Source organism: Pseudomonas sp. P4_B3, from assembly GCF_056402295.1.
Genome location: NZ_JBFUHR010000005.1, coordinates 211,283 through 233,868 on the forward strand (window position 1 = coordinate 211,283; position 22,586 = coordinate 233,868).

The 22,586-nt window shown below is 59.4% G+C and carries 25 protein-coding genes; 20 read left to right on the forward strand and 5 right to left on the reverse strand.

Annotated elements, in window-relative coordinates:
- The first annotated feature begins 74 nt into the window (after positions 1-74).
- A complete protein-coding gene (locus AC1DWG_RS07720) occupies positions 75-866 on the forward strand; it encodes a hypothetical protein (RefSeq protein ID WP_477762423.1) in 792 nt (263 codons plus the stop codon).
- A gap of 103 nt (positions 867-969) precedes the next feature.
- On the opposite strand, the gene prmB is transcribed toward AC1DWG_RS07720, so the two are convergent.
- Positions 970-1,878, reverse strand: coding sequence for a 50S ribosomal protein L3 N(5)-glutamine methyltransferase (prmB, locus tag AC1DWG_RS07725; protein ID WP_477754180.1), 909 nt, complete (start codon positions 1,876-1,878; stop codon positions 970-972).
- A 238-nt stretch (positions 1,879-2,116) separates the two neighbouring features.
- Here prmB and AC1DWG_RS07730 point away from each other — a divergent pair, with 238 nt between their 5' ends.
- From AC1DWG_RS07730 to AC1DWG_RS07750, 5 genes are all read left to right on the forward strand, one after another.
- Positions 2,117-2,707 (forward strand): cysteine hydrolase family protein, encoded by a 591-nt coding sequence (locus AC1DWG_RS07730; RefSeq protein WP_477762424.1) that lies wholly within the window; start codon positions 2,117-2,119, stop codon positions 2,705-2,707.
- 131 nt (positions 2,708-2,838) lie between these two features.
- A complete protein-coding gene (locus AC1DWG_RS07735) occupies positions 2,839-3,159 on the forward strand; it encodes a hypothetical protein (protein ID WP_085716878.1) in 321 nt (106 codons plus the stop codon).
- Between the two features lie 78 nt (positions 3,160-3,237).
- Entirely contained in the window at positions 3,238-3,795 is a 558-nt protein-coding gene (locus tag AC1DWG_RS07740) for a Smr/MutS family protein (protein WP_477754183.1), read from the forward strand.
- Positions 3,796-3,872: 77 nt separating this feature from the next.
- A complete protein-coding gene (folE, locus tag AC1DWG_RS07745) occupies positions 3,873-4,418 on the forward strand; it encodes a GTP cyclohydrolase I FolE (protein WP_007988130.1) in 546 nt (181 codons plus the stop codon).
- A 104-nt stretch (positions 4,419-4,522) separates the two neighbouring features.
- On the forward strand, positions 4,523-4,894 hold the full coding sequence (locus tag AC1DWG_RS07750; RefSeq protein ID WP_150724597.1) for a glutathione S-transferase N-terminal domain-containing protein: 372 nt from the start codon (positions 4,523-4,525) through the stop codon (positions 4,892-4,894).
- Positions 4,895-5,074: 180 nt separating this feature from the next.
- Here the strand turns inward: AC1DWG_RS07750 and AC1DWG_RS07755 are convergent, their stop codons facing one another.
- Positions 5,075-6,241, reverse strand: coding sequence for an aminotransferase-like domain-containing protein (locus tag AC1DWG_RS07755; protein ID WP_477762426.1), 1,167 nt, complete (start codon positions 6,239-6,241; stop codon positions 5,075-5,077).
- 82 nt (positions 6,242-6,323) lie between these two features.
- Here AC1DWG_RS07755 and AC1DWG_RS07760 point away from each other — a divergent pair, with 82 nt between their 5' ends.
- The 3 genes from AC1DWG_RS07760 to AC1DWG_RS07770 all read left to right on the forward strand — a co-directional run bounded on the left by AC1DWG_RS07760 (position 6,324) and on the right by AC1DWG_RS07770 (position 9,135).
- Positions 6,324-6,770, forward strand: a complete 447-nt coding sequence (locus AC1DWG_RS07760) for a MarR family winged helix-turn-helix transcriptional regulator (protein WP_477762427.1) — start codon at positions 6,324-6,326, stop codon at positions 6,768-6,770.
- Between the two features lie 316 nt (positions 6,771-7,086).
- Entirely contained in the window at positions 7,087-8,436 is a 1,350-nt protein-coding gene (locus tag AC1DWG_RS07765) for an NCS2 family permease (protein ID WP_477754846.1), read from the forward strand.
- 72 nt (positions 8,437-8,508) lie between these two features.
- Positions 8,509-9,135, forward strand: a complete 627-nt coding sequence (locus AC1DWG_RS07770) for a LysE family translocator (protein WP_477754847.1) — start codon at positions 8,509-8,511, stop codon at positions 9,133-9,135.
- Positions 9,136-9,251: 116 nt separating this feature from the next.
- Here the strand turns inward: AC1DWG_RS07770 and uraH are convergent, their stop codons facing one another.
- Positions 9,252-9,605 carry a hydroxyisourate hydrolase gene (gene uraH / locus AC1DWG_RS07775; protein ID WP_007974925.1) on the reverse strand — a complete coding sequence of 118 codons (354 nt, stop codon included), beginning with the start codon at positions 9,603-9,605 and terminating at the stop codon, positions 9,252-9,254.
- 434 nt (positions 9,606-10,039) lie between these two features.
- Here uraH and puuE point away from each other — a divergent pair, with 434 nt between their 5' ends.
- The 8 genes from puuE to AC1DWG_RS07815 all read left to right on the forward strand — a co-directional run bounded on the left by puuE (position 10,040) and on the right by AC1DWG_RS07815 (position 18,125).
- On the forward strand, positions 10,040-10,966 hold the full coding sequence (gene puuE, locus AC1DWG_RS07780) for an allantoinase PuuE (protein WP_477762428.1): 927 nt from the start codon (positions 10,040-10,042) through the stop codon (positions 10,964-10,966).
- Positions 10,963-11,478 (forward strand): 2-oxo-4-hydroxy-4-carboxy-5-ureidoimidazoline decarboxylase, encoded by a 516-nt coding sequence (gene uraD / locus AC1DWG_RS07785; RefSeq protein ID WP_477762429.1) that lies wholly within the window; start codon positions 10,963-10,965, stop codon positions 11,476-11,478. Before puuE ends, uraD begins: the two co-directional genes overlap by 4 nt.
- Before the next feature lie 88 nt (positions 11,479-11,566).
- Positions 11,567-12,562 (forward strand): allantoicase, encoded by a 996-nt coding sequence (gene alc / locus AC1DWG_RS07790; RefSeq protein ID WP_008048382.1) that lies wholly within the window; start codon positions 11,567-11,569, stop codon positions 12,560-12,562.
- 147 nt (positions 12,563-12,709) lie between these two features.
- Positions 12,710-13,213, forward strand: a complete 504-nt coding sequence (locus tag AC1DWG_RS07795) for an ureidoglycolate lyase (RefSeq protein ID WP_477762430.1) — start codon at positions 12,710-12,712, stop codon at positions 13,211-13,213.
- A gap of 50 nt (positions 13,214-13,263) precedes the next feature.
- Positions 13,264-14,565, forward strand: coding sequence for a urate hydroxylase PuuD (locus tag AC1DWG_RS07800; RefSeq protein WP_477762431.1), 1,302 nt, complete (start codon positions 13,264-13,266; stop codon positions 14,563-14,565).
- Between the two features lie 165 nt (positions 14,566-14,730).
- Positions 14,731-16,089, forward strand: coding sequence for a nucleobase:cation symporter-2 family protein (locus AC1DWG_RS07805; protein WP_477760044.1), 1,359 nt, complete (start codon positions 14,731-14,733; stop codon positions 16,087-16,089).
- Between the two features lie 88 nt (positions 16,090-16,177).
- Positions 16,178-16,963 carry an outer membrane protein OmpK gene (locus AC1DWG_RS07810; RefSeq protein WP_477787576.1) on the forward strand — a complete coding sequence of 262 codons (786 nt, stop codon included), beginning with the start codon at positions 16,178-16,180 and terminating at the stop codon, positions 16,961-16,963.
- Positions 16,964-17,339: 376 nt separating this feature from the next.
- Positions 17,340-18,125: an outer membrane protein OmpK gene (locus tag AC1DWG_RS07815; protein WP_477754854.1), complete on the forward strand. Its 786-nt coding sequence runs from the start codon at positions 17,340-17,342 to the stop codon at positions 18,123-18,125.
- 118 nt (positions 18,126-18,243) lie between these two features.
- Here the strand turns inward: AC1DWG_RS07815 and AC1DWG_RS07820 are convergent, their stop codons facing one another.
- Positions 18,244-19,416, reverse strand: a complete 1,173-nt coding sequence (locus AC1DWG_RS07820) for a patatin-like phospholipase family protein (protein ID WP_477787577.1) — start codon at positions 19,414-19,416, stop codon at positions 18,244-18,246.
- A gap of 34 nt (positions 19,417-19,450) precedes the next feature.
- On the reverse strand, positions 19,451-20,383 hold the full coding sequence (locus AC1DWG_RS07825) for a lipid A biosynthesis lauroyl acyltransferase (RefSeq protein ID WP_477762434.1): 933 nt from the start codon (positions 20,381-20,383) through the stop codon (positions 19,451-19,453).
- A 118-nt stretch (positions 20,384-20,501) separates the two neighbouring features.
- Between AC1DWG_RS07825 and minC the strand changes: the two genes are divergently transcribed.
- The 3 genes from minC to minE all read left to right on the forward strand — a co-directional run bounded on the left by minC (position 20,502) and on the right by minE (position 22,508).
- Positions 20,502-21,239 (forward strand): septum site-determining protein MinC, encoded by a 738-nt coding sequence (minC, locus tag AC1DWG_RS07830; protein WP_046037759.1) that lies wholly within the window; start codon positions 20,502-20,504, stop codon positions 21,237-21,239.
- 202 nt (positions 21,240-21,441) lie between these two features.
- Positions 21,442-22,254 carry a septum site-determining protein MinD gene (gene minD / locus AC1DWG_RS07835; protein ID WP_414876892.1) on the forward strand — a complete coding sequence of 271 codons (813 nt, stop codon included), beginning with the start codon at positions 21,442-21,444 and terminating at the stop codon, positions 22,252-22,254.
- A complete protein-coding gene (gene minE, locus AC1DWG_RS07840) occupies positions 22,254-22,508 on the forward strand; it encodes a cell division topological specificity factor MinE (RefSeq protein WP_007974947.1) in 255 nt (84 codons plus the stop codon). The genes minD and minE overlap by 1 nt, the downstream gene beginning before the upstream one ends.
- Positions 22,509-22,586: the final 78 nt, after the last annotated feature.

Here is a 22,586-nt window from a genome sequence, read left to right on the forward strand (position 1 = left end):
AAAAACGGCCGATAAGCCTTTGTCGCCGCCACATTGGTTGGCGACACGCTGAGCTTGGACAGGATCTCGCCGTTATGACTGATACCCAGACTTCACCCGACACCAGCGCTGAAACTGACGCACCGCCAGCGGTCGAGCTGCCCTGGGCGGACGTCCACGTCGAGCACCACAAGATGCTCCGTCTGGCGCCGCTGCAGACTGACCGCAACACGGGCGGGCGCCCATTGCGCTTTGTCGAATCAGGTTATGCCGAGCGCAACGACAAGGCGCGCAGCCTGATGCGCATGAGCATCACCCTGCCCGGCCAGCGTGTGCGCAAGGAACAGAATCATCTGGACGTGTGGGTCGATCACGCCGAAAAGCGCGTGCATTTCGGCCCGGACAGCGGTTTGCAGGTTGAACCGCTGAACCGTGGCATTGGCCGCTACCTGGCGGCCCAGGGCATCAACTGGGCGAAGAAACGCTGGCCGACCTACACCGTCGACGGCTTTGACCTGAACAACAAGGATGCGCTGAACGAAGACACCCGCCTGCGCCGCGATCACTTTTTGCGTGTGCACGGTTTCGACGTGGTGTATGCCGATGCCCAACATTTGAAAGGCAGCGTCAAGCCGGTCAAGGTCGGCGACCTTTCTGGCGACTGGAACAGCGAAAAACTGCAGGTCGTGGAGATCCTCGAGGCGGCGCAGATGCTCCAGCAAGCCGAACAGAACCTGGCCGAGCAGGAAGTCAAACTCAAGAAACACGAAGAGAAAGTCAGCAAGTACAAACGCGAAGACGCCGGGCTGCGTTTCACCATCACCTGTCTGGTGGCGTTCGCGGTGTTTCAGGCGGGATTGCTGATCTGGATTGCCACGCACCGGTAATCGGCGTCGGACTTGAAAAGATCGCAGCCTGCGGCAGCTCCTACAGGGGTGTTCACATAAACCTGTAGGAGCTGCCGCAGGCTGCGATCTTTTGCTTTAACGGTTAAACGCGGGAAGCGAACAACGCCTGATGCTCCCGGCACTGCTGCGCACTCAGCATGAACACACCATGGCCGCCACGCTCGAACTCCAGCCAGGCGAAGTCGACTTCCGGGTACAACGCCTCGACGTGCACCTGGCTGTTGCCCACTTCAACAATCAGCAAGCCCTTCTCGGTCAAATGATCCGCCGCTTCGGCGAGCATGCGCCGTACCAGGTTCAAACCGTCGTCACCGCAGGCCAGGCCCAGCTCCGGTTCGTGCTGGTATTCGTCCGGCATGTCAGCGAAATCTTCCGCATCGACGTAGGGCGGGTTCGACACGATCAGGTCGAAACGTTGTCCCGGCAAGCCCTCGAAACCATCGCCCTGCACCGTGTACACACGCTCATCGACACCGTGGCGCTCGATGTTCTGGTTAGCTACTTCCAGCGCTTCGAACGACAGGTCCGCCAACACCACCTCGGCACGCTGGAACTCGTAGGCGCAGGCGATACCGATGCAACCGGAACCGGTGCACAGGTCGAGAATTCGCGCCGGCTCGTTAGCCAGCCATGGGGTAAAACGGTTTTCGATCAACTCGCCAATGGGTGAACGCGGGATCAGCACGCGCTCATCGACGATGAACGACATGCCGCAGAACCAGGCCTCGCCCAACAGATACGCCGTAGGCACCCGCTCTTCGATGCGGCGCTTGAGCAAAAGCTGCAGGTGGACCACTTCGTCTTCTTCCAGATTGCAGTCGAGGTAGCTGTCGGCGATTTCCCACGGCAGGTGCAGCGCACCCAACACCAATTGCCGGGCTTCGTCCCAGGCATTGTCGGTGCCATGGCCGAAAAACAGATCCTCCCCATGGAAGCGGCTGACGGCCCAACGGATATGGTCACGCAGGGTGCGAAGGCGGGAAGTGATCACGACGGCAAACTCCAGAAAAATCGACGGGCGATTCTACCAGTCAAACGACGTTACGACGACGCGGGAAACTACCGATTCAAATGTAGGAGTTATCCGTTTTTTCGCCAGGCTATTGAACAAAATGCGACTATTGACAAGGCTACAGGCCAGCAACGACGGCACCTACGATCGTAGCGATTCACAGAACCGCTCAGCCAGAGGACAATGTCGCAAAAGCCCCACTCCAAGGAGCCCCAGAATGTCTGTTCCAAAAACGATGTTTCAACTCAGCGGTCGCGGTTATCCGGCAGCCAAACTGAGTCAAGCGACCCTTATCATCATTGATGCCCAGAAAGAGTATTTGAGCGGGCCCCTGGGGCTCAGCGGCATGGATGAGGCCGTCGCGAACATCAAGCAGTTACTCGCCGCAGCCCGTGCCGCCGGCCGGCCGATCGTGCATGTCCGCCACCTCGGAACGCTCGGTGGGATGTTCAACCCGCAAGGCGTCGGTGGTGAATTCATTCCTGGCCTGGAGCCACAGAGCGACGAAACCGTCATCGGTAAATTGCTGCCGAGCGCGTTCCATGGCACCGAACTGGCCAAACGCCTGGAAGACCTCGGCGCCCTCGACCTGATCGTCTGCGGCTTCATGAGTCACTCGAGCGTCAGCACCACCGTGCGCGCAGCGAAGAACCTGGGTTTCCGATGCACACTTATTGAAGACGCCTGCGCCACACGCGACCTACCCTACAAGGGCGGTGTCCTGAGCGCCGCGCACGTTCATCAGACCGAAATGGCGATCATGGGCGACAACTTCGCCACCCTCGCGCTGACCTGTGAACTGATCTGATCGACGCTCAATGAGCGGCCTGAAATGCCGCTCATCCGCAAAAACCTCGCATTTGCCGTAATTGTCTTAGCCTCAGGAACATCCCGGTCAACTCCCGGTCGAAGGGCCGATACCCATTGAGGAAGGTCGGAATGAAGTTATCCGATGGTTTTGACGCTCGCCGCTTGCGGCCCAAAGGCCAACGCAACTGGCGTTTTCGAATCGGCGCGACGTTCGCGGCATTGCTGGCGATGTGCGGCGTGTTGCTCGCCATGGCCGGTACCGCCAGCCTGCTCGGCCACGCACCCGCCCTGGGTGAATTGAACACAAGCCGCACCGGTGCTGCCGTGATCCTGGTCATCGGCCTGTTCGTGCTGTACCTCGGCGTGTGGCTATGGCGCCGTTGCCGTCGTCGCTCGCGCCAGTCGCGGGAACTGGCCATGTCGCCGCACCTGATGAAAAAACACGACTGAGCCAAGCGTCGCGCGCGTTTTTGTCGCGCCCGATTCGCTTCGAGTTGGGTAAACTGGCCGCCCTTCGCGGAGGCTGACATGCAAGACGACGATTTTTCCCTGTTCAAAAGCGCGATCCAAGGCGTCAAGCCAATCAGGCACGATCGCGCCGAAACCGGCAAACCCAAGGCTGACCGCGCGCAGATTGCCATGCTGCGCCAAGCGGCCACAGTGCGCACCGAATCCACCACCGTAGACGGGCTGTCCGATCAGTTCGTCATCGACGTCGGCCCTGAAGACGAGCTGATGTGGGCGCGTGACGGCGTGCAGGAAAGCCAGATGCGCAAGCTCAAAGTCGGACAGATTCCGTTCGAAGGCAGCCTCGACCTGCACGGCATGAGCGTGGAAAAGGCCCGGGAAACCCTTTGGGCGTTCCTCGCCGAAGCCACTCGATTCGAAATCCGCTGCGTGCGCGTCACCCATGGCAAGGCGGTACGCCTGGATGGCAAGCGGCCGATGATCAAAAGCCACGTCAACACCTGGCTGCGCCAGCATCCACAGGTGCTCGGCTTCACCTCGTGCCAGGCGAAACACGGCGGTGCCGGCGCGGTTTATGTGATGCTCAAACGCACCATGATGGAAGGTCGTGACGAGTAAAGCTGACGCGCTACGCTTGCAGCGTCGTGTCCGCCACCGTACCCTTGACCTTTGCGTAAAATCCCACAGGTAGTTTCATGTCCCTGGAACAGAATTACACCGCGATCCTTGGCCAACTGGGCGAGGACGTCTCCCGCGAGGGCCTGCTCGACACGCCCAAGCGTGCCGCCAAAGCCATGCAGTACCTCTGCCGCGGCTATGAACAGACACTGGAAGAGGTCACCAACGGTGCCCTGTTCAGCTCCGACAACAGCGAAATGGTGCTGGTCAAGGACATCGAGCTGTACTCGTTGTGCGAACACCACCTGCTACCGTTCATCGGCAAGGCTCACGTCGCCTACATCCCGAGCGGCAAGGTCCTGGGCCTGTCGAAGGTGGCGCGGATCGTCGACATGTACGCCCGTCGCCTGCAGATCCAGGAAAACCTCAGCCGCCAGATCGCCGACGCGGTCCAGCAAGTCACCGGCGCCCTGGGCGTTGCAGTGGTGATCGAGGCCAAGCACATGTGCATGATGATGCGCGGTGTGGAAAAGCAGAACTCGACGATGATCACCTCGGTGATGCTCGGCGAGTTCCGCGAGAACGCCGCGACCCGCAGCGAATTCCTCAGCCTCATCAAGTAATTCGCGGCACGAAGAAAACCGGCGTTCATCGCCGGTTTTTTTTCGTCTGCAAAAAATCAGGTAAGCTGCGCGCCCTTATTCATTAGCACCGTGAGGCTTTCAACGTGTTCGTAAAAGCGCTTCGTGTCGGCCTTGGCCAACTGATCATTTTCATCGACTTCATTACTCGTCCAAGCAAGAAAAAGCGCCCCGCCGCCGCTCAGGCCCAGGTCGAATCCGCCGCCAAGGGCCTGACCCTGTATCAATTCCACGCCTGTCCGTTCTGCGTGAAGACCCGCCGCACCCTGCGCCGCCTGAATGTGCCGGTGGCCCTTCGCGATGCGAAGAACAACGAACAGGATCGCCAGACCTTGCTGGAGCAAGGCGGCAAGATCAAGGTGCCATGCCTGCGCATTGAAGAGAATGGCCAGACCACCTGGATGTACGAGTCCAAGGTGATCATTGATTATCTGGACAAGCGTTTCGCGGCAGCTTGATTTTTTGGGGTGCCCGAAAGGACGCCTTCGCGGGCAAGTCGGATCGCCGCACCGCCGCTCCTACAGTGATTTACGGCGTACACAACCCTGTAGGAGCGGGCTTGCCCGCGAAGAGGCCACTACAGTCACCACAAGTCTCCAGGCAAAAATAAACCGGCCCTTACGCCGGTTTATTTGTTTTCAGGCCGCTTGCGCCGCCTGAGCTTGGCGCACCACCGCCGCCAACCGCTTGAGCCCTTCATCCAGCCGCGCCGGATCAATGTGGCTGAAGTTCAACCGCAAATACCCCGGATGGTTATCCGGCTCGGGAAAGAACGGTTCCCCCGGCATGAACGCTACGTCATTGGCCAACGCGGCGTCGAGCAAGGTGCGGGTGTCCTGCGGCTGCTTGAGTTTCAGCCAGAAAAACAACCCACCCTGCGGCACGTTCCAGTCCGCCAGATCCGAAAAATGAGTGTTCAGCGCCAACTGAAACGCATCCCGACGCCCACGGTAAAAGTCACGCAATTCACTGCGGTGTTGCCGGTACTTTTCGCTGCCGATCCATTGCAGTGCCTGCCACTGGCCAACCCGATTGGTGTGTAGATCCGCCGATTGCTTGAGTTTCAACAGATGTGGAAACAGGTCCGGGCTGGCGATCAAGTAGCCGACGCGCAATCCCGGCAACAGTGTTTTCGACACGGTGCCGGTGTAGATCCAGCTGGCCTTCTTCAAGCGGCTGACAATCGGCGTGGCGCTGCCACCGTCAAAGGTCAGCTCGCGGTAAGGCTCGTCTTCAATCAGCGTCACGCCAAATTCATCGAGCAACGCCGCCACCGCATCGCGCTTGGCTTCGCTGTACCGCACGGCCGATGGGTTCTGGAAAGTCGGGATCAGGTAGATGAAAGCCGGGCGGTGTTGTTCCAGGCGAGCGCGTAGCTCCGTCAAGTTCGGCCCGTCAGCCTCCAGCGGCACGGTCAGGCAATCGGCGCCGAACAGCTTGAATATTTGCAGTGCCGCCAGATAAGTCGGCGCTTCGAGCAGGATCTCGGTGCCCTTGTCGATGTACAGCTTGGCCGCCAGATCCAGGGTTTGTTGGGAGCCGCTGACCACTAGCACCTGGCTCGCCTCGCAGCCCACTCCCAACGCTCGCGCCTCGGCAGCCAACGCTTCGCGCAGCGCCGGCTCGCCTTCGCTCATGCCGTATTGGCCCATGGCTACCGGCATGTCGTTCCAATCGACTTTTGGCAGCATGGCTTCGGCCGGCAGACCGCCGGCAAACGACATCATCTGCGGACGCTGTGCTGCGGCGAGGATTTCACGGATCAAAGAACTTTTAAGGCGCGAGACACGTTCGGAAAAAGCCATGGGGATCACCGGTAGCGAGGCATGTGAAAAATGAGTCAAACTTGTTGACCGAAATTACGCCTCCCCGAACGGATACGTCAATATGCTTGACCTTAAAAACCCGCTTTCCCAGCAGCAGGCCATGGAAGCGTTTTTCTTCGGCTACCAGGCCTTCACCGCCAAGGCCGATGAAATGCTCGAACGTCGCGGCCTGAGTCGGGTGCATCAGCGCATCGTGTTTTTCATCGCCCGCTATCCGAACCTGAGCGTCAAGGAGCTGTTGGCGTTGCTCGGCGTGAGCAAGCAGGCGCTGAACATGCCGTTGCGGCAATTGTTGGAGATGCATCTGGTCGAGAGCGTTGCGTCCGAGGCTGACAAGCGTAAGCGTTTGCTGGAGTTGACGGCGGAAGGTGCGCGGTTTGAACAGGCGCTGCGGCGCGAGCAAGTGAAATTGCTGGAGCGGGTGTTTGCCGAGGCCGGGGAGACGGCGGTGAATGGGTGGCTGGCGGTGAATCTGGAGTTGGGGAGGAGTCATTCGTCGGTTGAATGAGTGTTTGCCTGCTGGATAATCATTAACCGATCCGGCCCCTTCGCGAGCAGGCTCGCTCCTACAGGGGTATGCGATCAACTGTAGGAGCGAGCCTGCTCGCGATAGCGTCCGAACAGGCGATATATCCCGATCGCCAAACTTTTCGTCTACAAAATCAAAAACATTATTTGCTTTCTTTGTATACAAAAGCATAATCCACTTCGTGCGAGTTCCTGACCAAGCGGTCAACAAATTCGCAAGCACCTCAAAGGGCCGCTGCCACCCCTCTCGGATCCGGCCCTGGAAATAACAATAAAACTCTTGAGGAGTATTCGCTGTGGAAAGCCGCAAATCCGAAGCATCGACGCTGGAACTCTCGCCGCCATTACGCAATGGCTTGCTGGAACGTCTGTTCAAACTCAGCTTGCACGGCACCACGGTGAAGACCGAGCTGATTGCCGGTCTGACAACCTTCATCACTATGGCCTACATCATTTTCGTTAACCCCAACATCATGGCCGACGCCGGGATCGACCACGGTGCCGCGTTCGTCGCCACCTGCATCGCCGCGGCACTCGGTTGCCTGTTGATGGGCCTGTACGCCAACTGGCCGGTCGGCCTGGCACCGGGCATGGGCCTGAACGCCTTCTTCACCTACACCGTGGTCGGCACCATGGGCTACAACTGGGAAACCGCCCTCGGTGCGGTGTTTGTTTCCGGTGTGTTGTTCATGATCCTGACCTTCTCGCGGATCCGCGAATGGTTGCTCAACAGCATCCCGGTCAGCCTGCGCTTCGCCATGGGCGCCGGCGTGGGGCTGTTCCTGGGGCTGATCGGTCTAAAAACCGCGGGTATCGTCGTCGATAGCCCGGCTACCCTGATCAAGCTCGGCTCCCTGCGCGAACCCGGCCCGCTGCTCGCCGCCGTGTGCTTCCTGATGATCGCCATCCTCAGCTACCATAAAGTGTTCGGCGCGATCCTCATCAGCATCATCACCGTGACCCTCGCCGGTTGGGGCCTCGGGCTGGTGCACTACGAGGGCATCATGTCCGCTCCACCAAGCCTGGCTCCGACCTGGATGGCCATGAACGTCGCCGGCGTATTCAACGTCAGCATGATCAGCGTGGTCCTGGCGTTCCTCTTCGTGCACATGTTCGACACCGCCGGCACACTGATGGGCGTTGCCCAGCGCGCCAACCTGGTCGGCGCTGACGGCAAGATCGAAAACCTCTCCCGCGCGATGAAAGCCGACAGTGCGTCCAGCGTATTCGGTGCAGTGGTCGGTGTTCCGCCGGTCACAAGCTACGTAGAAAGTGCTGCTGGCGTGGCCGCTGGTGGTCGGACAGGTCTTACCGCAGTCACCGTTGGTGTGCTATTTATAGCCGCAATGTTTTTCGCACCACTGGCCGGCATGATTCCCGCCTATGCCACCGCTGGCGCACTGATTTATGTAGCGATGCTGATGATGGGCGGCATGGCCCACATTGAATGGGACGAAGCGACCGACAGCATTCCGGCGATCGTTACCGCCATCATGATGCCGCTGACCTTCTCGGTCGCCGACGGTATCGCCCTGGGCTTCATCACCTACGTGGCGCTGAAGGCCGGTACCGGCAAGTACAAGGAAATTTCCGTGAGTTTGTGGGTGCTTTGCGCGATCTTCATCGCCAAGTTCATCTTCCTGTAAACCTTACGCGGGACCCGCTTGAAAACAGCCTCACCCCGTCGGGTGGGGCTTTTGTGCAAATGGAGGAAAGTGATGAGTCTGGAAACCTGGCTGCTGTTCAGCGGCGCTGCGCTGATAGTGATCCTGATCCCGGGGCCGTTGTCTTTGCTGATGATCAGCAACAGCCTGAATTACGGTTTGGTCCGCTCCTACCCGGCGTTTCTGGGTGGCGTGATTGCCTCAATCTGCCTGCTGAGCGCCTCGGCGCTGGGCCTGGGCGCGTTGCTGCTGGCGTCGGAACAGTTGTTCCGCGCCTTGAAAATCGTCGGTGCGTTGTACTTGTTCTATCTCGCCTGGCAGAGCTGGCAGCAATCGCGCCAGCCTTCCCATGGCGCCGAAGTGCCTCAAGCTGCAGCAGTGCCGCGCTTTCGCGCACTTTTCGGCCGCGCGTTCATGCTGGGCGCGAGCAACCCGAAAGACATTCTGTTCTTCGCCGCTTTCCTGCCGCAGTTCTTGAGTGCCGAACAAGCGTTCCTGCCGCAGTTGCTGGTGATGATTGCGACCTGGACCGTGCTCGACCTGCTGTGCAAACTGGCCTACGGCCTTGGTGCCCATGGTGCGGCGCGGTATCTGCGCAGCGGCAAGGGGCAGAGCTGGTTTAACCGGATCAGTGCGGGGTTGTTCAGTGGTGCGGGTGCAGCGTCCCTGCTGAGCCGCTAAACAGCAAGATCTTTTGACTTTTACACAGACGAAAAAAAGCCCGCAGTGTGAGCGGGCGAAAGACCAAAGAAGCTATATGCGCAGTCGCTTCCAGGGTGCAGCAGCTGCCTGGGGGATCAGCTGCCGCGATAGGTGGAGTAGCTGTAAGGCGAAATCAACAACGGCACATGGTAGTGATCCTGCTCGGCGGAGATGCCAAAACGCAGCACCACGACATCCAGGAAGGCAGGCTCCGGCAGCTTGACGCCACGGGCGCGGTAGTAATCGCCGGCATGAAACTGAACCTGATAGACCCCGGTGCGGTAGTCATCGCCTTGCAGCAGCGGTGCATCGACACGACCATCGCTGTTGGTTATCGCGCTGGCGACCAATTCCAGGTGCGATCCTTCAACGCGGTACAACTCGACCTTGATCGAGCTGCCCGGGCAACCGTGTGCTGCGTCCAAAACGTGTGTAGTCAAACGTCCCATTGATTCTGCGCGCCTGCCTGCGTGGAGCAGTCAGACTTCGCGCCTCCCGAAGTCAGTTGAAAAGGAGACCGCACCGATTCGGAGCACGAAAAGCTGCGGCGAGCGACTGATTAAGACACTTTTCAAAAAAATTGTACACAATAAAAACGACATTTTTCGCTTTACCCTCGCCATCTGCCTATTTACTGTCGATTTCCCGCCAAACCGCACAGCCTATGACCCCTTCATCAAATTACTGACCATTCAGGCAGATTTCTTGCAGGCTCACGCCAATAGCAGTAAAAGATGACAGTCGGTGAAAAATGCGAAAATTCAGGCTTACAAAGTGAATATAAAGTTGTATACAATCAGCCCATCGCTGTGACGCCAGCCTGCCATCCAGTTTTCAGCTACGTCACACCAACCGTCATCATCGAATAAGAAGGAAGCCTGCAGTGAGCGCTGACTACCCACGCGACCTGGTCGGTTACGGCAGTAACCCTCCGCACCCACACTGGCCGGGCAATGCCCGTATTGCCCTGTCGTTCGTACTCAATTACGAAGAAGGCGGCGAGCGCAACATCCTGCACGGCGACAAAGAGTCCGAAGCGTTCCTCTCGGAAATGGTTTCTGCCCAGCCGCTGCAAGGCGCGCGCAACATGAGCATGGAATCACTTTACGAGTATGGCAGCCGTGCCGGCGTGTGGCGGATCCTGAAACTGTTCAAGGAATTCGACATTCCGCTGACCATCTTCGCCGTGGCCATGGCCGCCCAGCGTCACCCGGACGTGATCCGCGCCATGGTCGATGCCGGCCACGAGATCTGCAGCCATGGCTATCGCTGGATCGACTACCAGTACATGGACGAAGCCCAGGAACGTGAGCACATGCTCGAAGCGATCCGCATCCTCACCGAAATCACAGGCATTCGCCCGCTGGGCTGGTACACCGGCCGCACCGGCCCGAACACCCGTCGCCTGGTGATGGAAGAAGGCGGTTTCCTCTACGACTGCGACACCTACGACGACGACCTGCCCTACTGGGAACCGAACAACCCGACCGGCAAGCCGCACCTGGTGATCCCGTACACCCTGGACACCAACGACATGCGCTTCACCCAAGTCCAGGGCTTCAACAAGGGCGACGACTTCTTCGAATACCTCAAGGATGCGTTCGATGTGCTCTACGCAGAAGGCGCCGAGGCACCGAAAATGCTCTCGATCGGCCTGCACTGCCGCCTGATCGGCCGTCCGGCGCGTCTGGCTTCGCTCAAGCGCTTTATCGAATACGCTAAAAGTCATGAACAGGTGTGGTTCAGCCGTCGCGTCGACATCGCGCGCCACTGGCAAGAAACCCACCCGTACACAGGGGCTGCCAAATGAGCACCTTCCAAACCGTCAAACCTTCGACCCTGAGCCGCGACGCCTTCGTCGCCGCTTTCGCCGACATCTACGAACATTCGCCATGGGTGGCCGAGAAGGCCTACGACCTGGGCCAGGATGCCTCGATCGACCAGATCGAAACCCTGCACCAGCGCATGAGCGACATCCTGTTGAGTGCTGATCACGCAAGCCAGCTTGATCTGATCAATGCTCACCCGGACCTGGCCGGCAAAGCTGCCGTCCAGGGCCAGCTTACCGCAGCCAGCACTGAAGAACAGTCTGGCGCCGGTATTCACCAATGCACGGCCGAAGAGTTTTCTCGCTTCACCGAGCTGAACGACGCCTACAAAGCCAAGTTCAAGTTTCCCTTCATCATGGCGGTAAAAGGCAGCAACCGGCATCAGATCCTCGCAGCGTTCGAAACGCGCATCCACAACCCGGTCGACACCGAGTTCAAATGCGCGCTGGCGCAGATCAACAAGATCGCCCTGTTCCGATTACTGACCCTATAGCAAGCCTGGCCTGAGTGTTCTTAAACGCAGAAAACACCCAGAGCCTCGCAAGCATCCCAAGCCACTTATTTAAAGGCAGACAAGAAGAATGAAAGCTTACGCCGTACCTTTCGAGAAGTTCGTCAACCTGGCCGACGCCCGCCTGGGCACCAAAATCATCTCGGTCACCGATGACTGGTTCGCAGACGCCAACCGTCTGTTCCAACCGACCCCGGCCGTATGGAAGGAGGGCGTGTTCGATGACAACGGCAAGTGGATGGATGGCTGGGAGTCGCGCCGCAAGCGCTTCGAAGGCTTCGACAGCGCCGTGATCCGCCTGGGCGTACCGGGTTCGATCAAGGGCGTCGACATCGACACTTCATTCTTCACCGGCAACTTCCCGCCATCGGCGTCCCTGGAAGCCTGCTTCCTGGCCGAAGGCGAGCCGAACGAAAACACCCAGTGGGTTGAAGTGCTGTCTGCCGTCGAGCTGCAAGGCAACAGCCACCACTACCACGAAATCAACAACGACCAGGCCTTCAGCCACCTGCGCTTCAACATCTACCCGGATGGTGGCGTGGCCCGTCTGCGCGTGTACGGCGTGCCGTTCCGTGACTGGTCCGCTACCGGCGACAACGAGCAGGTCGACCTGGCTGCAGCTCTGAACGGTGGCCGCGCCCTCGCCTGCTCCGATGAACACTTCGGTCGCATGAGCAACATCCTCAACCCGGGCCGCGGCATCAACATGGGCGATGGCTGGGAAACCGCGCGTCGTCGTACCCCGGGCAATGACTGGGTCATCGTCGCGCTGGGCCATGCCGGCGAAGTCGAGAAAGTCATCGTCGACACCCTGCACTTCAAGGGCAACTACCCGGACAGCTGCTCGATCCAGGGCGCGTTCGTGAAGGGCGGTACCGACAGCCAGATCGAAACCCAGTCGTTGTTCTGGCGCGAACTGCTGCCAAGCCAGAAGCTGGAAATGCACGCCGAACACACCTTCGCCGAGCAGATCAAGGCACTGGGCCCGATCACCCACATCCGCCTGAACGTGTTCCCGGATGGTGGTGTGAGCCGCCTGCGCGTATTGGGCAAGGTAGCGAAGTAATGCTGAGACCGTAGGAGCTGCCGCAGGCTGCGATCTTTTGATCTTGATCTTGATCTTAAAAAGCAAAGTCAAAAGATCGCAGGCTTCGCCAGCTCCTACAGGGTATGCAGTGAACTGAAAACACATTTCAAAGATAAGAAGACCAGCATGCGCACACTGACGATTGAACCGCTGACCAAAGAAGCCTTCGCCCCTTTCGGTGACGTGATCGAAACCGACGGCAGCGATCACTTCATGATCAACAACGGTTCGACCATGCGCTTCCATAAACTGGCGGCGGTGCAAACCGCTACGCCTGAGGACAACGCGATCATCAGCATCTTCCGCGCCGACGCGCAGGACATGCCGCTGACCGTCAGCATGCTGGAGCGCCATCCGCTGGGCAGCCAGGCTTTCATTCCGCTGCTCGGCAACCCCTTTCTGATCGTGGTCGCGCCACTTGGCGATGAACCTGTATCAGGCTTGGTCCGCGCCTTCGTCACCAACGGCAGGCAGGGCATTAATTACCATCGCGGCGTCTGGCACCACCCGGTGCTGACGATCGAAAAGCGGGATGACTTCCTGGTGGTTGATCGCAGTGGCACAGGCAATAACTGCGATGAGCATTTTTTCAAAGAGGATGAGCGTTTGATCCTCGCCCCCCACCAATAAGAGAAGGCCTGATCACTCGACAACAGAGTGACAGGCGAGAGGTAAAGACTGTGGAAGCACATCTGTTGGAATGGCTGAACCTGAGCGTGCGCTGGGTTCACATGATTACTGGCGTGGCCTGGATCGGTGCGTCGTTCTATTTCGTATGGCTGGAAAACAACCTCAACCGGGTCAACCCGAAAAGCGGTCTGGCTGGCGATTTGTGGGCAATCCACGGTGGCGGTATCTACCACCTGGAAAAATACAAACTGGCCCCACCGACCATGCCGGACAACCTGCACTGGTTCAAATGGGAAGCCTACTTCACCTGGATGTCGGGGATCGCGCTGCTGTGCGTGGTGTTCTACTCCAACCCGACGCTCTACCTGCTGGCTCCGGGCAGCACCCTGAGCGGTCCTGAAGGCGTGGCCATCGGTCTCGGCTCGTTGTTCGTCGGCTGGTTCATCTACTCCTTCCTGTGCGACTCGGCCCTGGGCAAACGCCCTGCCCTGCTCGGCGGCATCCTGTTCGTCCTGATCATCGGCGCGGCCTACGGCTTCAGCAAAGTGTTCAGCGGTCGGGGTGCGTACCTGCACGTCGGCGCGATCATCGGCACCATCATGGTCGGCAACGTGTTCCGCATCATCATGCCGGCGCAACGTGCACTGGTAGCGGCGATCGCCGAGAACCGCACGCCGGATCCGGCGCTGCCGGCCAAAGGCCTGCTGCGTTCGCGTCACAACAACTACTTCACCTTGCCGGTGCTGTTCATCATGATCAGCAACCACTTCCCGAGCACCTACGGCAGCCAGTACAACTGGTTGATCCTGGCCGGGATCGCGGTACTGGCGGTGTTGGTGCGTCACTACTTCAACACCCGTCACGACAGCCACAAGTTTGCCTGGACCCTGCCGGTGGCAGCCGTCGGCATGATCAGCCTGGCTTACGTCACCGGCCCCGCGCCGCTGAACAGCCCGGAAGTGGCCAAGGCGCCAGCGAAGATCGAATACCAGCCACTGCCGGAAACAGCAGTGGGCGGTGGTTTGAAACCGGCTGAAGCCAAACCTGCAGAAACGCCGGCTGCCGCACCGGCGCAAGCGTCCAACACAGGCCCAGGCTTTGACAAAGTGCACAGTGTGATTCAGGAACGTTGTGCGGTTTGCCATTCGGCCAAGCCAACCAGCCCGCTGTTCAGTGCGGCCCCTGCCGGTGTGATGTTCGACACCCCCGAACAGATCCGCCAGAACGCACCGCGGATTCAGGCGCAAGCCGTCACCAGCCAGATCATGCCACTGGGCAACATCACCCAGATGACCCAGCAGGAACGTGACCTGATCGGTGCCTGGATTGTGCAGGGCGCCCAGACCAACTGATTCATCGCTGAAAAGCTTCGCTGGCAAGCCAGCTCCTACAGGTTCCATGTCGTGCGCCTAACCGGTGAACAACACAAATCTGTAGGAGCTGGCTTGCCAGCGATCAACCGCGCAGCGGTTGCCTGATACGAAAAATCACAAGAATAAAAAGATCCGAGGTGTTGCATGTCCGAGCTATCCACAGCGCGCATCCCCGACGCACCCGCCATTCAGCGTTTGCCCCTCTTGCAACTGATCCTGGTCGGTTTGCAACATGTTCTGCTGATGTACGGTGGTGCCATCGCGGTACCGCTGATCATCGGACAGGCCGCTGGCCTGAGTCGTGAAGAAATTGCCTTCCTGATCAACGCCGACCTGCTGGTGGCGGGTATTGCCACCATCGTCCAGTCCCTCGGCATAGGCCCCATGGGCATTCGCATGCCGGTGATGATGGGCGCCAGTTTCGCCGCCGTCGGCAGCATGGTCGCCATGGCCGGCATGCCCGGCATCGGCTTGCAGGGGATCTTCGGCGCTACCATCGCCGCCGGGTTCTTCGGCATGCTCATCGCCCCGTTCATGTCCAAGGTTGTGCGCTTCTTCCCGCCACTGGTGACCGGTACGGTCATCACCTCGATCGGTTTGTCGCTGTTCCCCGTGGCCGTGAACTGGGCCGGCGGCGGTGCTGGCGCCAGCCAATTCGGTTCGCCGATCTACCTGACCATCGCCGCACTGGTACTGGGCACCATCTTGCTGGTGCACCGCTTCATGCGCGGCTTCTGGGTCAATATTTCCGTGCTGATCGGCATGTGCCTGGGCTATGTGCTCTGCGGCCTGCTCGGCATGGTCGACCTCAGTGGCATGGCTCAGGCGCCATGGCTGCAATTCGTCACGCCGCTGCACTTCGGCATGCCGAAATTCGAACTCGCGCCGATCCTGTCGATGTGCCTGGTGGTGGTGATCATTTTCGTCGAGTCCACCGGGATGTTTCTGGCGCTGGGCAAGATCACCGGCCAGGAAGTCTGCCCACGGATGCTGCGTCGCGGCTTGCTGTGTGATGCCGGCGCTTCGTTCTTCGCCGGGTTCTTCAACACCTTCACCCACTCCTCCTTCGCCCAGAACATCGGCCTGGTGCAGATGACCGGCGTGCGTTGCCGCTCGGTGACCATCGTTGCCGGCGGGTTGCTGATTGTCCTGAGCCTGCTGCCCAAAGCCGCATTCCTGGTGGCCTCGATTCCTCCGGCAGTACTGGGTGGCGCAGCGATAGCGATGTTCGGCATGGTCGCCGCTACCGGAATCAAGATTCTCCAGGAAGCCGACATCGGTGACCGTCGCAACCAGTTGCTGGTGGCGGTGAGCATCGGCATGGGTCTGATCCCGGTGGTGCGCCCGGAGTTTTTCGCCCACCTGCCCGTGTGGATGAGCCCGATCACCCACAGCGGCATCGCCATGGCCACCCTCAGCGCGCTGACGCTGAATCTGCTGTTCAACATCCTGGGTGGCGCCGAACGCGCGGCCATCAACGACTGCCACGCTCACACCCATTGATCTGACGGATAACCAAGGGGGCCTGCCTGTGGCCAGCCCCCTGACCACAACCTGCGCCTCGAACAATAAAAACAAGAGGGAGCAACAGATGATTCGGACACAAACCAACGTGCTGTTGAGTGCTGGCCTGCTGGCCGCGAGTCAGGCCATGGCCGGCGATTTACTGCTGTGGCAGACCAACAGCCTGAGCTACCTGTACGGCAAGGATTTCGTGGTCAACCCGTCGATCCAGCAGACGATAACCTTCGAACACGCCGACCGCTGGAAGTACGGCGACAACTTCCTGTTCGTCGACAGCACCTGGTACAACGGCGAGAAAGACCGCAACAAAGGCGCCCACGCCTACTACGGCGAGTTCAGCCCGCGCCTCTCCTTCGGCAAGATCCTCGACCGCCGTTTCGAATTCGGCCCGATCAAGGACGTGCTGTTAGCCATGACCTACGAGAACGGCGAAGACGACACCGAGGCCTACCTGATCGGCCCCGGTTTCGACCTCGCGGTACCGGGCTTCAATTTTTTCACTTTGAATTTCTATTACCGCCAGACCGAAGGCTCGCGCCCCGGCGACGATGTCTGGCAGATCACACCGGCCTGGTCCTACACCCTGCCATTGGGCAACTCGAATCTGTTGATCGACGGCTACATGGACTGGGTGGTGGATAACGACCAGAACTCCCATGGCACTTATCACGCCAACCTGCACTTCAACCCGCAGATCAAGTACGACCTGGGCAAGTCCCTCGGCTGGCGGGAGAAACAGGTGTACGTCGGCCTCGAATACAGCTATTGGAAAGACAAGTACGGCATCGAAAACAGTTCCAGCTTCGACACCAATGAAAACACCACCAGCCTGCTGGTGAAGGTGCATTTCTGATGCTGCCCCGCAACCGTGCCCCAAACCTGTCGTCGGTGCGCCGTTGCGGAGCACTTGAGACCTGGCCGAGGAGTCAGTATTCTCCGCGCCCGCCCGAATCCGGTTTAAAAAAAAGCCCGGATGTAAAACCTGACCAGCAGGCCAACTTACCCCGGCTCTGGCAGGCACCAAGGCACTCCAAAACCCCTCTCAATCGACCGCTCTTGAGCCGCCGAACGGGAGTTTTTTGCTTTTTGAAAGCCTTGGCTCAGCTCTTGCTAACAGCACCAAAGCTGACCGAATGGATGATTTTTTACCGCTACGGAAACAGGCGCCACACCAGAGCGCCGACCTTAAAAAAATAACGTGGAACCACCTACTTTTTGGGAGCAACCGAATGAAACGTACGTGCACTAGCCTGATGCTGGCGGGATCATTGCTGGCGGGGGGTCAGGCCATGGCCGGCGACTTGCTGCAGTGGCAGAACAACAGCCTGTCCTACCTTTACGGTAAGGACTTCCAGGTCAACCCGCGCATTCAGCAGACGGTGACCTTTGAACACGCCGACGGCTGGAAATACGGCGACAACTTCTTCTTCATCGACAAGATCTTCTACAACGGCAAGGAGGACGCCTTCGCGGGCAAGAACAGCCACTACGGCGAGCTCAGCCCGCGCCTGTCGTTCAACAAGATCTTCGACCAGAAGTTCGAGCTCGGCCCGATCAAGGACGTCCTGCTGGCCATGACCTACGAGTTCGGTGAAGACGATACCGAGTCCTACCTGATCGGCCCTGGTTTCGACCTGGCCATCCCGGGCTTCGATTACTTCCAGTTGAACTTCTACAACCGCCACACCGAAGGCGACCGCCCGGGCGACAACATCTGGCAGGTCACGCCGGTCTGGTCCTACACCATCCCGGTGGGTGGCTCGGATGTGCTGATCGACGGCTTCATGGACTGGGTCGTCGACAACGACGTGAACAAAAAAGGCGAATACCACGCCAACCTGCACTTCAATCCGCAGGTCAAATATGACCTGGGCAAGGCGCTGAACCTGGGTGCCAAGCAGCTGTACGTCGGTGTCGAGTACGACTACTGGAAAAACAAGTACGGTATTGAAGACAGCCAGGGCTTCAAGACTGATCAGAGTGTGACCAGTTTCCTGGTTAAGGTTCACTTCTGATTTAAGAAGCTTCGCGAGCAGGCTCGCTCCCACAGTGGAACCTTGTCGAACACAAACGTTGTATACGACGAAAGTCCCTGTGGGAGCGAGCCTGCTCGCGAAAGCCTCACCACAAGTCTCAAACCGAAAGTACAGGCTCTGCCAACCCCAGAAACCGGCGCAACTCCCCGCGCTTTGCCAACGCATCCCGCCGCCCTAGCTCGATCAACTCGCTGCAATACCCCGCCTCGAACAACAGATAGCTCAGCACCCCGGCCCCGCTGGTCTTGGTCGCGCCCGGCCCGCGCAGAAACAGGCGCAGTGCCGCCGGCAATTCCTGACGATGTCGCGCGGCAATTTCATCGATCGGCTGGCTCGGTGAAATCACCAATACGTCCACCGGCGCCACGCCCAATGCGCGGGTCGGCGTGCCGTCGGGCATCAGGTGACTGAACTGGTTCAGGCGCTGCAACAGCTCGATGTCACTTTCCAGGCTGTCAATGAACGTACTGTTGAGCATGTGCCCGCCAATCTGCGCCAGGGTCGGCTGCTGACCGGTGTAGCTGCGCTGCAAGGGTTGTTGCGGGTCGACGCCGCGTGGGTTGCCGCTGACGCCCACCACCAGCACCCGACTGGCGCCCAGATGCAGCGCCGGACTGATCGGCGCCGACTGACGCACCGCGCCATCACCGAAATACTCTGCACCGATTTTCACCGGGGCGAACAGCAGCGGAATGGCCGAACTGGCGAGTAGATGTTCAACCGACAGTTGGGTGGGAACGCCGACGCGTCGATGGCGCAACCAGGCATCGATCTTGCCGCCGCCTTGATAGAAGGTGACGGCCTGGCCGGACTCATAGCCGAACGCCGTGACTGCCACTGCATGCAATTGTTGCTGTGCGATCGCTTCGGCGATGCCGCCCATATGCAGCTTGTCGCTGAGCAAGTCCCGCAGCGGAGAACTATTGAGCAGCGCCACCGGCATGTGCCTGCCGATGCCGAGCAAACTGTGGCTGACAAAGCGGCTGGCCTGGCGGATCACCCCGGGCCAGTCGCTGCGCAACACCAGGTGACTGCGAAAGCCCTGCCAGAAAGCTGTCAGGCGTTCGATGGCGTTACGAAAATCCATCGCCCCGCTGGCGAGGCTGACGGCGTTGATCGCGCCCGCCGATGTGCCGACGATCACCGGAAACGGATTGCGGGCCCCCGGTGGCAGCAATTCGGCAATCGCCGCCAGCACCCCGACCTGATAGGCCGCCCGAGCCCCGCCACCGGAAAGAATCAACCCTGTAACCGGCTCAACTGGACTCATCGCAACACTCCATGGTGCTTGGGAAAACGGTTACTCAACCGCGCTTGGCGTACAACTTCGGCTCGCCCGGTGGACGACTCTTGAAGCGGCGATGAGCCCACAGGTATTGCTCGGGATGCTCGCGCAAAACGCTTTCGATCCATTGATTGATGCGAATGCAGTCCTCTTCTTCGGTTTCGCCGGGGAAGCCTTCGAGCGGCGCATGGATCACCAGCCGATAACCGCTGCCGTCCACCAGACGCTCCTGGGTGAACGGCACCACCAGCGCCTTGCCCAGCCGCGCAAACTTGCTCGTGGCGGTGACGGTCGCAGCCTGAATGCCGAACAACGGCACGAAGAGGCTTTGCTTGGCGCCATAGTCCTGATCCGGTGCGTACCAGATCGCGCGGCCCGAGCGCAGCAATTTGAGCATGCCGCGCACGTCTTCGCGCTCCACCGCCAGCGAGTCGAGATTGTGCCGCTCGCGGCCCTGGCGCTGGATGTAGTCGAACAGCGGATTCTTGTGCTCGCGGTACATGCCGTCGATGGTGTGCTGTTGGCCGAGCAGCGCGGCACCGATTTCCAGCGTCGTGAAGTGCAGCGCCATCAGGATCACGCCCTTGCCTTCGCGCTGAGCCTTTTGCAAATGCTCCAGCCCTTCGACATGAGCCAGGTTCGCCAGGCGCTTGCGCGACCACCACCAGCTCATCGCCATCTCAAAAAAAGCGATGCCGGTGGAGGCGAAGTTCTCCTTGAGCAGGCGTTTGCGTTCGGCGGCGGTTTTTTCCGGAAAACACAGTTCCAGATTGCGCTTGGCAATGCGCCGTCTGTCGCCGGCCACCCGATACATCAAAGATCCCAGTACACGACCGATCCACAACAGTGCCGGATACGGCAATTGGACGATCAGCCACAACAGCCCCAGGCCACACCACAGCGGCCAGAAACGTGGAGATAGAAATGCTTTTCGAAAACGCGGGCGGTCCATTAATGCTTCCGGAATGACAATGGCCGCGCATTCTACATCGTTCGACCCGGCTTGCGGCCTGCGGGCGTTCTCGTTATAAGTCTCGGCACTTTTAGTGACAAGTCGTTGTATGCCGACCATGAGCCAAACCGAACCGCTAGACCAAGATCCCGTGTTCCAGTTGAAGGGCAGCATGCTGGCCATTACGGTGCTGGAACTGGCCCGTAACGACCTCGAAAGCCTTGATCGGCAACTGGCCGCCAAGGTCGCCCAAGCGCCCAACTTCTTCAGCAACGCGCCGCTGGTACTGGCCCTGGACAAACTCCCGGCCAACGAAGGCGCGGTCGATCTGCCCGGCCTGATGCGCGTGTGCCGCCAGCATGGCCTGCGCACCCTGGCGATCCGTGCCAGCCGCATCGAAGACATCGCCGCCGCCATCGCGGTCGACCTGCCGGTGCTGCCACCGTCCGGTGCCCGCGAGCGTCCATTGGACCTGACCGAAGGCGAACCGAAGAAAAAACCGGAAAAACCGCCCGAGCCGACCATCAAACCGACGAAAATCATCACTTCGCCAGTACGCGGCGGCCAGCAGATTTATGCCCAGGGCTGCGATCTGGTGGTGATCTCCTCGGTCAGCCCGGGGGCGGAACTTCTCGCCGATGGCAACATCCATGTATACGGCCCGATGCGGGGTCGCGTGTTGGCCGGCGTCAAGGGCGACACCAAGGCGCGGATTTTCTGTCAGCAAATGAGTGCTGAACTGATTTCCATCGCCGGGCATTACAAGGTTTCCGAAGACCTGCGCCGCGACCCGCTATGGGGTTCGGGTGTGCAGGTCAGCCTGTCCGGCGACGTGTTGAACATCATTCGGCTTTAACGGATACTGCCGCATTTTCCAAGCATCTCTAAAACGTAGCGAAAACGGCTCAAACGAAGTAGGAAAAAGGCCGAAAGCAGTGTTTACCGGGGGTAAACGCCGCTCAAAACCGGATTCCAGCCAAGGCTGTCCGACTGCAGTAGTTTTTCAGGAGATGTTTTTCAAGGGCTGAAAAGTCCTCTTTCCTTAGGGGTGAAACACCTTGGCCAAGATTCTCGTGGTTACATCCGGCAAGGGTGGTGTGGGTAAGACCACCACCAGCGCCGCTATCGGTACCGGCCTCGCTCTGCGCGGCCACAAAACAGTGATCGTCGACTTCGACGTGGGCTTGCGTAACCTCGACCTGATCATGGGTTGCGAGCGCCGCGTGGTGTATGACTTCGTCAACGTGGTCAACGGCGAAGCCAACCTGCAACAGGCCCTGATCAAAGACAAGCGCCTGGAAAACCTCTACGTGCTGGCCGCCAGCCAGACCCGCGACAAAGACGCGCTGACCGTCGAAGGCGTGGAAAAAGTCCTGATGGCCCTGAAGGAAGACTTCGAATTCGTGGTCTGCGACTCTCCGGCAGGTATCGAGAAAGGCGCCCACCTGGCTATGTACTTCGCGGATGAAGCGATTGTCGTGACCAACCCGGAAGTGTCCTCGGTACGTGACTCGGACCGCATGCTGGGCTTGCTGGCCAGCAAGTCCCGTCGTGCCGAACGTGGCGAAGAGCAGATCAAGGAACACCTGCTGATTACCCGCTACCACCCGGAGCGAGTCGAAAAAGGCGAAATGCTCAGCGTCGAAGACGTCAAGGAAATCCTCTCGATCAAACTGCTCGGTGTGATCCCGGAATCCCAAGCGGTGCTCAAGGCTTCCAACCAGGGTGTGCCAGTGATTCTTGATGATCAGAGCGACGCAGGTCAGGCCTATAGCGACACGGTTGATCGCCTCTTGGGCAAAGAAAAGGAACATCGTTTTCTCGATGTAACGAAGAAGGGATTCTTCGAGCGCCTGTTTGGAGGTAGGTAATGAACCTTTTTGACTTCTTTCGTGCCAACAAAAAGCAAAGCACCGCGTCGGTAGCGAAAGAGCGTCTACAGATCATCGTGGCGCACGAACGCGGCCAACGCAGCACCCCGGACTACCTGCCGGCCTTGCAGAAGGAACTGGTCGAGGTGATCCGCAAGTACGTCAATATCGGGTCCGATGACGTGCATGTCGCACTGGAAAGCCAGGGCAGCTGCTCGATTCTGGAACTCAATATCACCCTGCCTGATCGCTGAGTCGATTCGCCAGGAGCCACGGCGGCTCGGGTTTCCAACCTTGGCGTAGGAGCTGCCGCAGGCTGCGATCTTTTGATC

Bases quoted from the DNA above. Each gene is read 5' to 3' on its own strand.
- AC1DWG_RS07720 (WP_477762423.1), top strand. From the start codon at position 75: ATGACTGATACCCAGACTTCACCCGACACCAGCGCTGAAACTGACGCA.
- AC1DWG_RS07730 (WP_477762424.1), top strand. From the start codon at position 2,117: ATGTCTGTTCCAAAAACGATGTTTCAACTCAGCGGTCGCGGTTATCCG.
- AC1DWG_RS07735 (WP_085716878.1), top strand. From the start codon at position 2,839: ATGAAGTTATCCGATGGTTTTGACGCTCGCCGCTTGCGGCCCAAAGGC.
- AC1DWG_RS07740 (WP_477754183.1), top strand. From the start codon at position 3,238: ATGCAAGACGACGATTTTTCCCTGTTCAAAAGCGCGATCCAAGGCGTC.
- folE (WP_007988130.1), top strand. From the start codon at position 3,873: ATGTCCCTGGAACAGAATTACACCGCGATCCTTGGCCAACTGGGCGAG.
- AC1DWG_RS07755 (WP_477762426.1), bottom strand. From the start codon at position 6,241: ATGGCTTTTTCCGAACGTGTCTCGCGCCTTAAAAGTTCTTTGATCCGT.
- AC1DWG_RS07760 (WP_477762427.1), top strand. From the start codon at position 6,324: ATGCTTGACCTTAAAAACCCGCTTTCCCAGCAGCAGGCCATGGAAGCG.
- AC1DWG_RS07770 (WP_477754847.1), top strand. From the start codon at position 8,509: ATGAGTCTGGAAACCTGGCTGCTGTTCAGCGGCGCTGCGCTGATAGTG.
- uraH (WP_007974925.1), bottom strand. From the start codon at position 9,605: ATGGGACGTTTGACTACACACGTTTTGGACGCAGCACACGGTTGCCCG.
- uraD (WP_477762429.1), top strand. From the start codon at position 10,963: ATGAGCACCTTCCAAACCGTCAAACCTTCGACCCTGAGCCGCGACGCC.
- alc (WP_008048382.1), top strand. From the start codon at position 11,567: ATGAAAGCTTACGCCGTACCTTTCGAGAAGTTCGTCAACCTGGCCGAC.
- AC1DWG_RS07795 (WP_477762430.1), top strand. From the start codon at position 12,710: ATGCGCACACTGACGATTGAACCGCTGACCAAAGAAGCCTTCGCCCCT.
- AC1DWG_RS07805 (WP_477760044.1), top strand. From the start codon at position 14,731: ATGTCCGAGCTATCCACAGCGCGCATCCCCGACGCACCCGCCATTCAG.
- AC1DWG_RS07810 (WP_477787576.1), top strand. From the start codon at position 16,178: ATGATTCGGACACAAACCAACGTGCTGTTGAGTGCTGGCCTGCTGGCC.
- AC1DWG_RS07815 (WP_477754854.1), top strand. From the start codon at position 17,340: ATGAAACGTACGTGCACTAGCCTGATGCTGGCGGGATCATTGCTGGCG.
- AC1DWG_RS07820 (WP_477787577.1), bottom strand. From the start codon at position 19,416: ATGAGTCCAGTTGAGCCGGTTACAGGGTTGATTCTTTCCGGTGGCGGG.
- AC1DWG_RS07825 (WP_477762434.1), bottom strand. From the start codon at position 20,383: ATGGACCGCCCGCGTTTTCGAAAAGCATTTCTATCTCCACGTTTCTGG.
- minC (WP_046037759.1), top strand. From the start codon at position 20,502: ATGAGCCAAACCGAACCGCTAGACCAAGATCCCGTGTTCCAGTTGAAG.
- minE (WP_007974947.1), top strand. From the start codon at position 22,254: ATGAACCTTTTTGACTTCTTTCGTGCCAACAAAAAGCAAAGCACCGCG.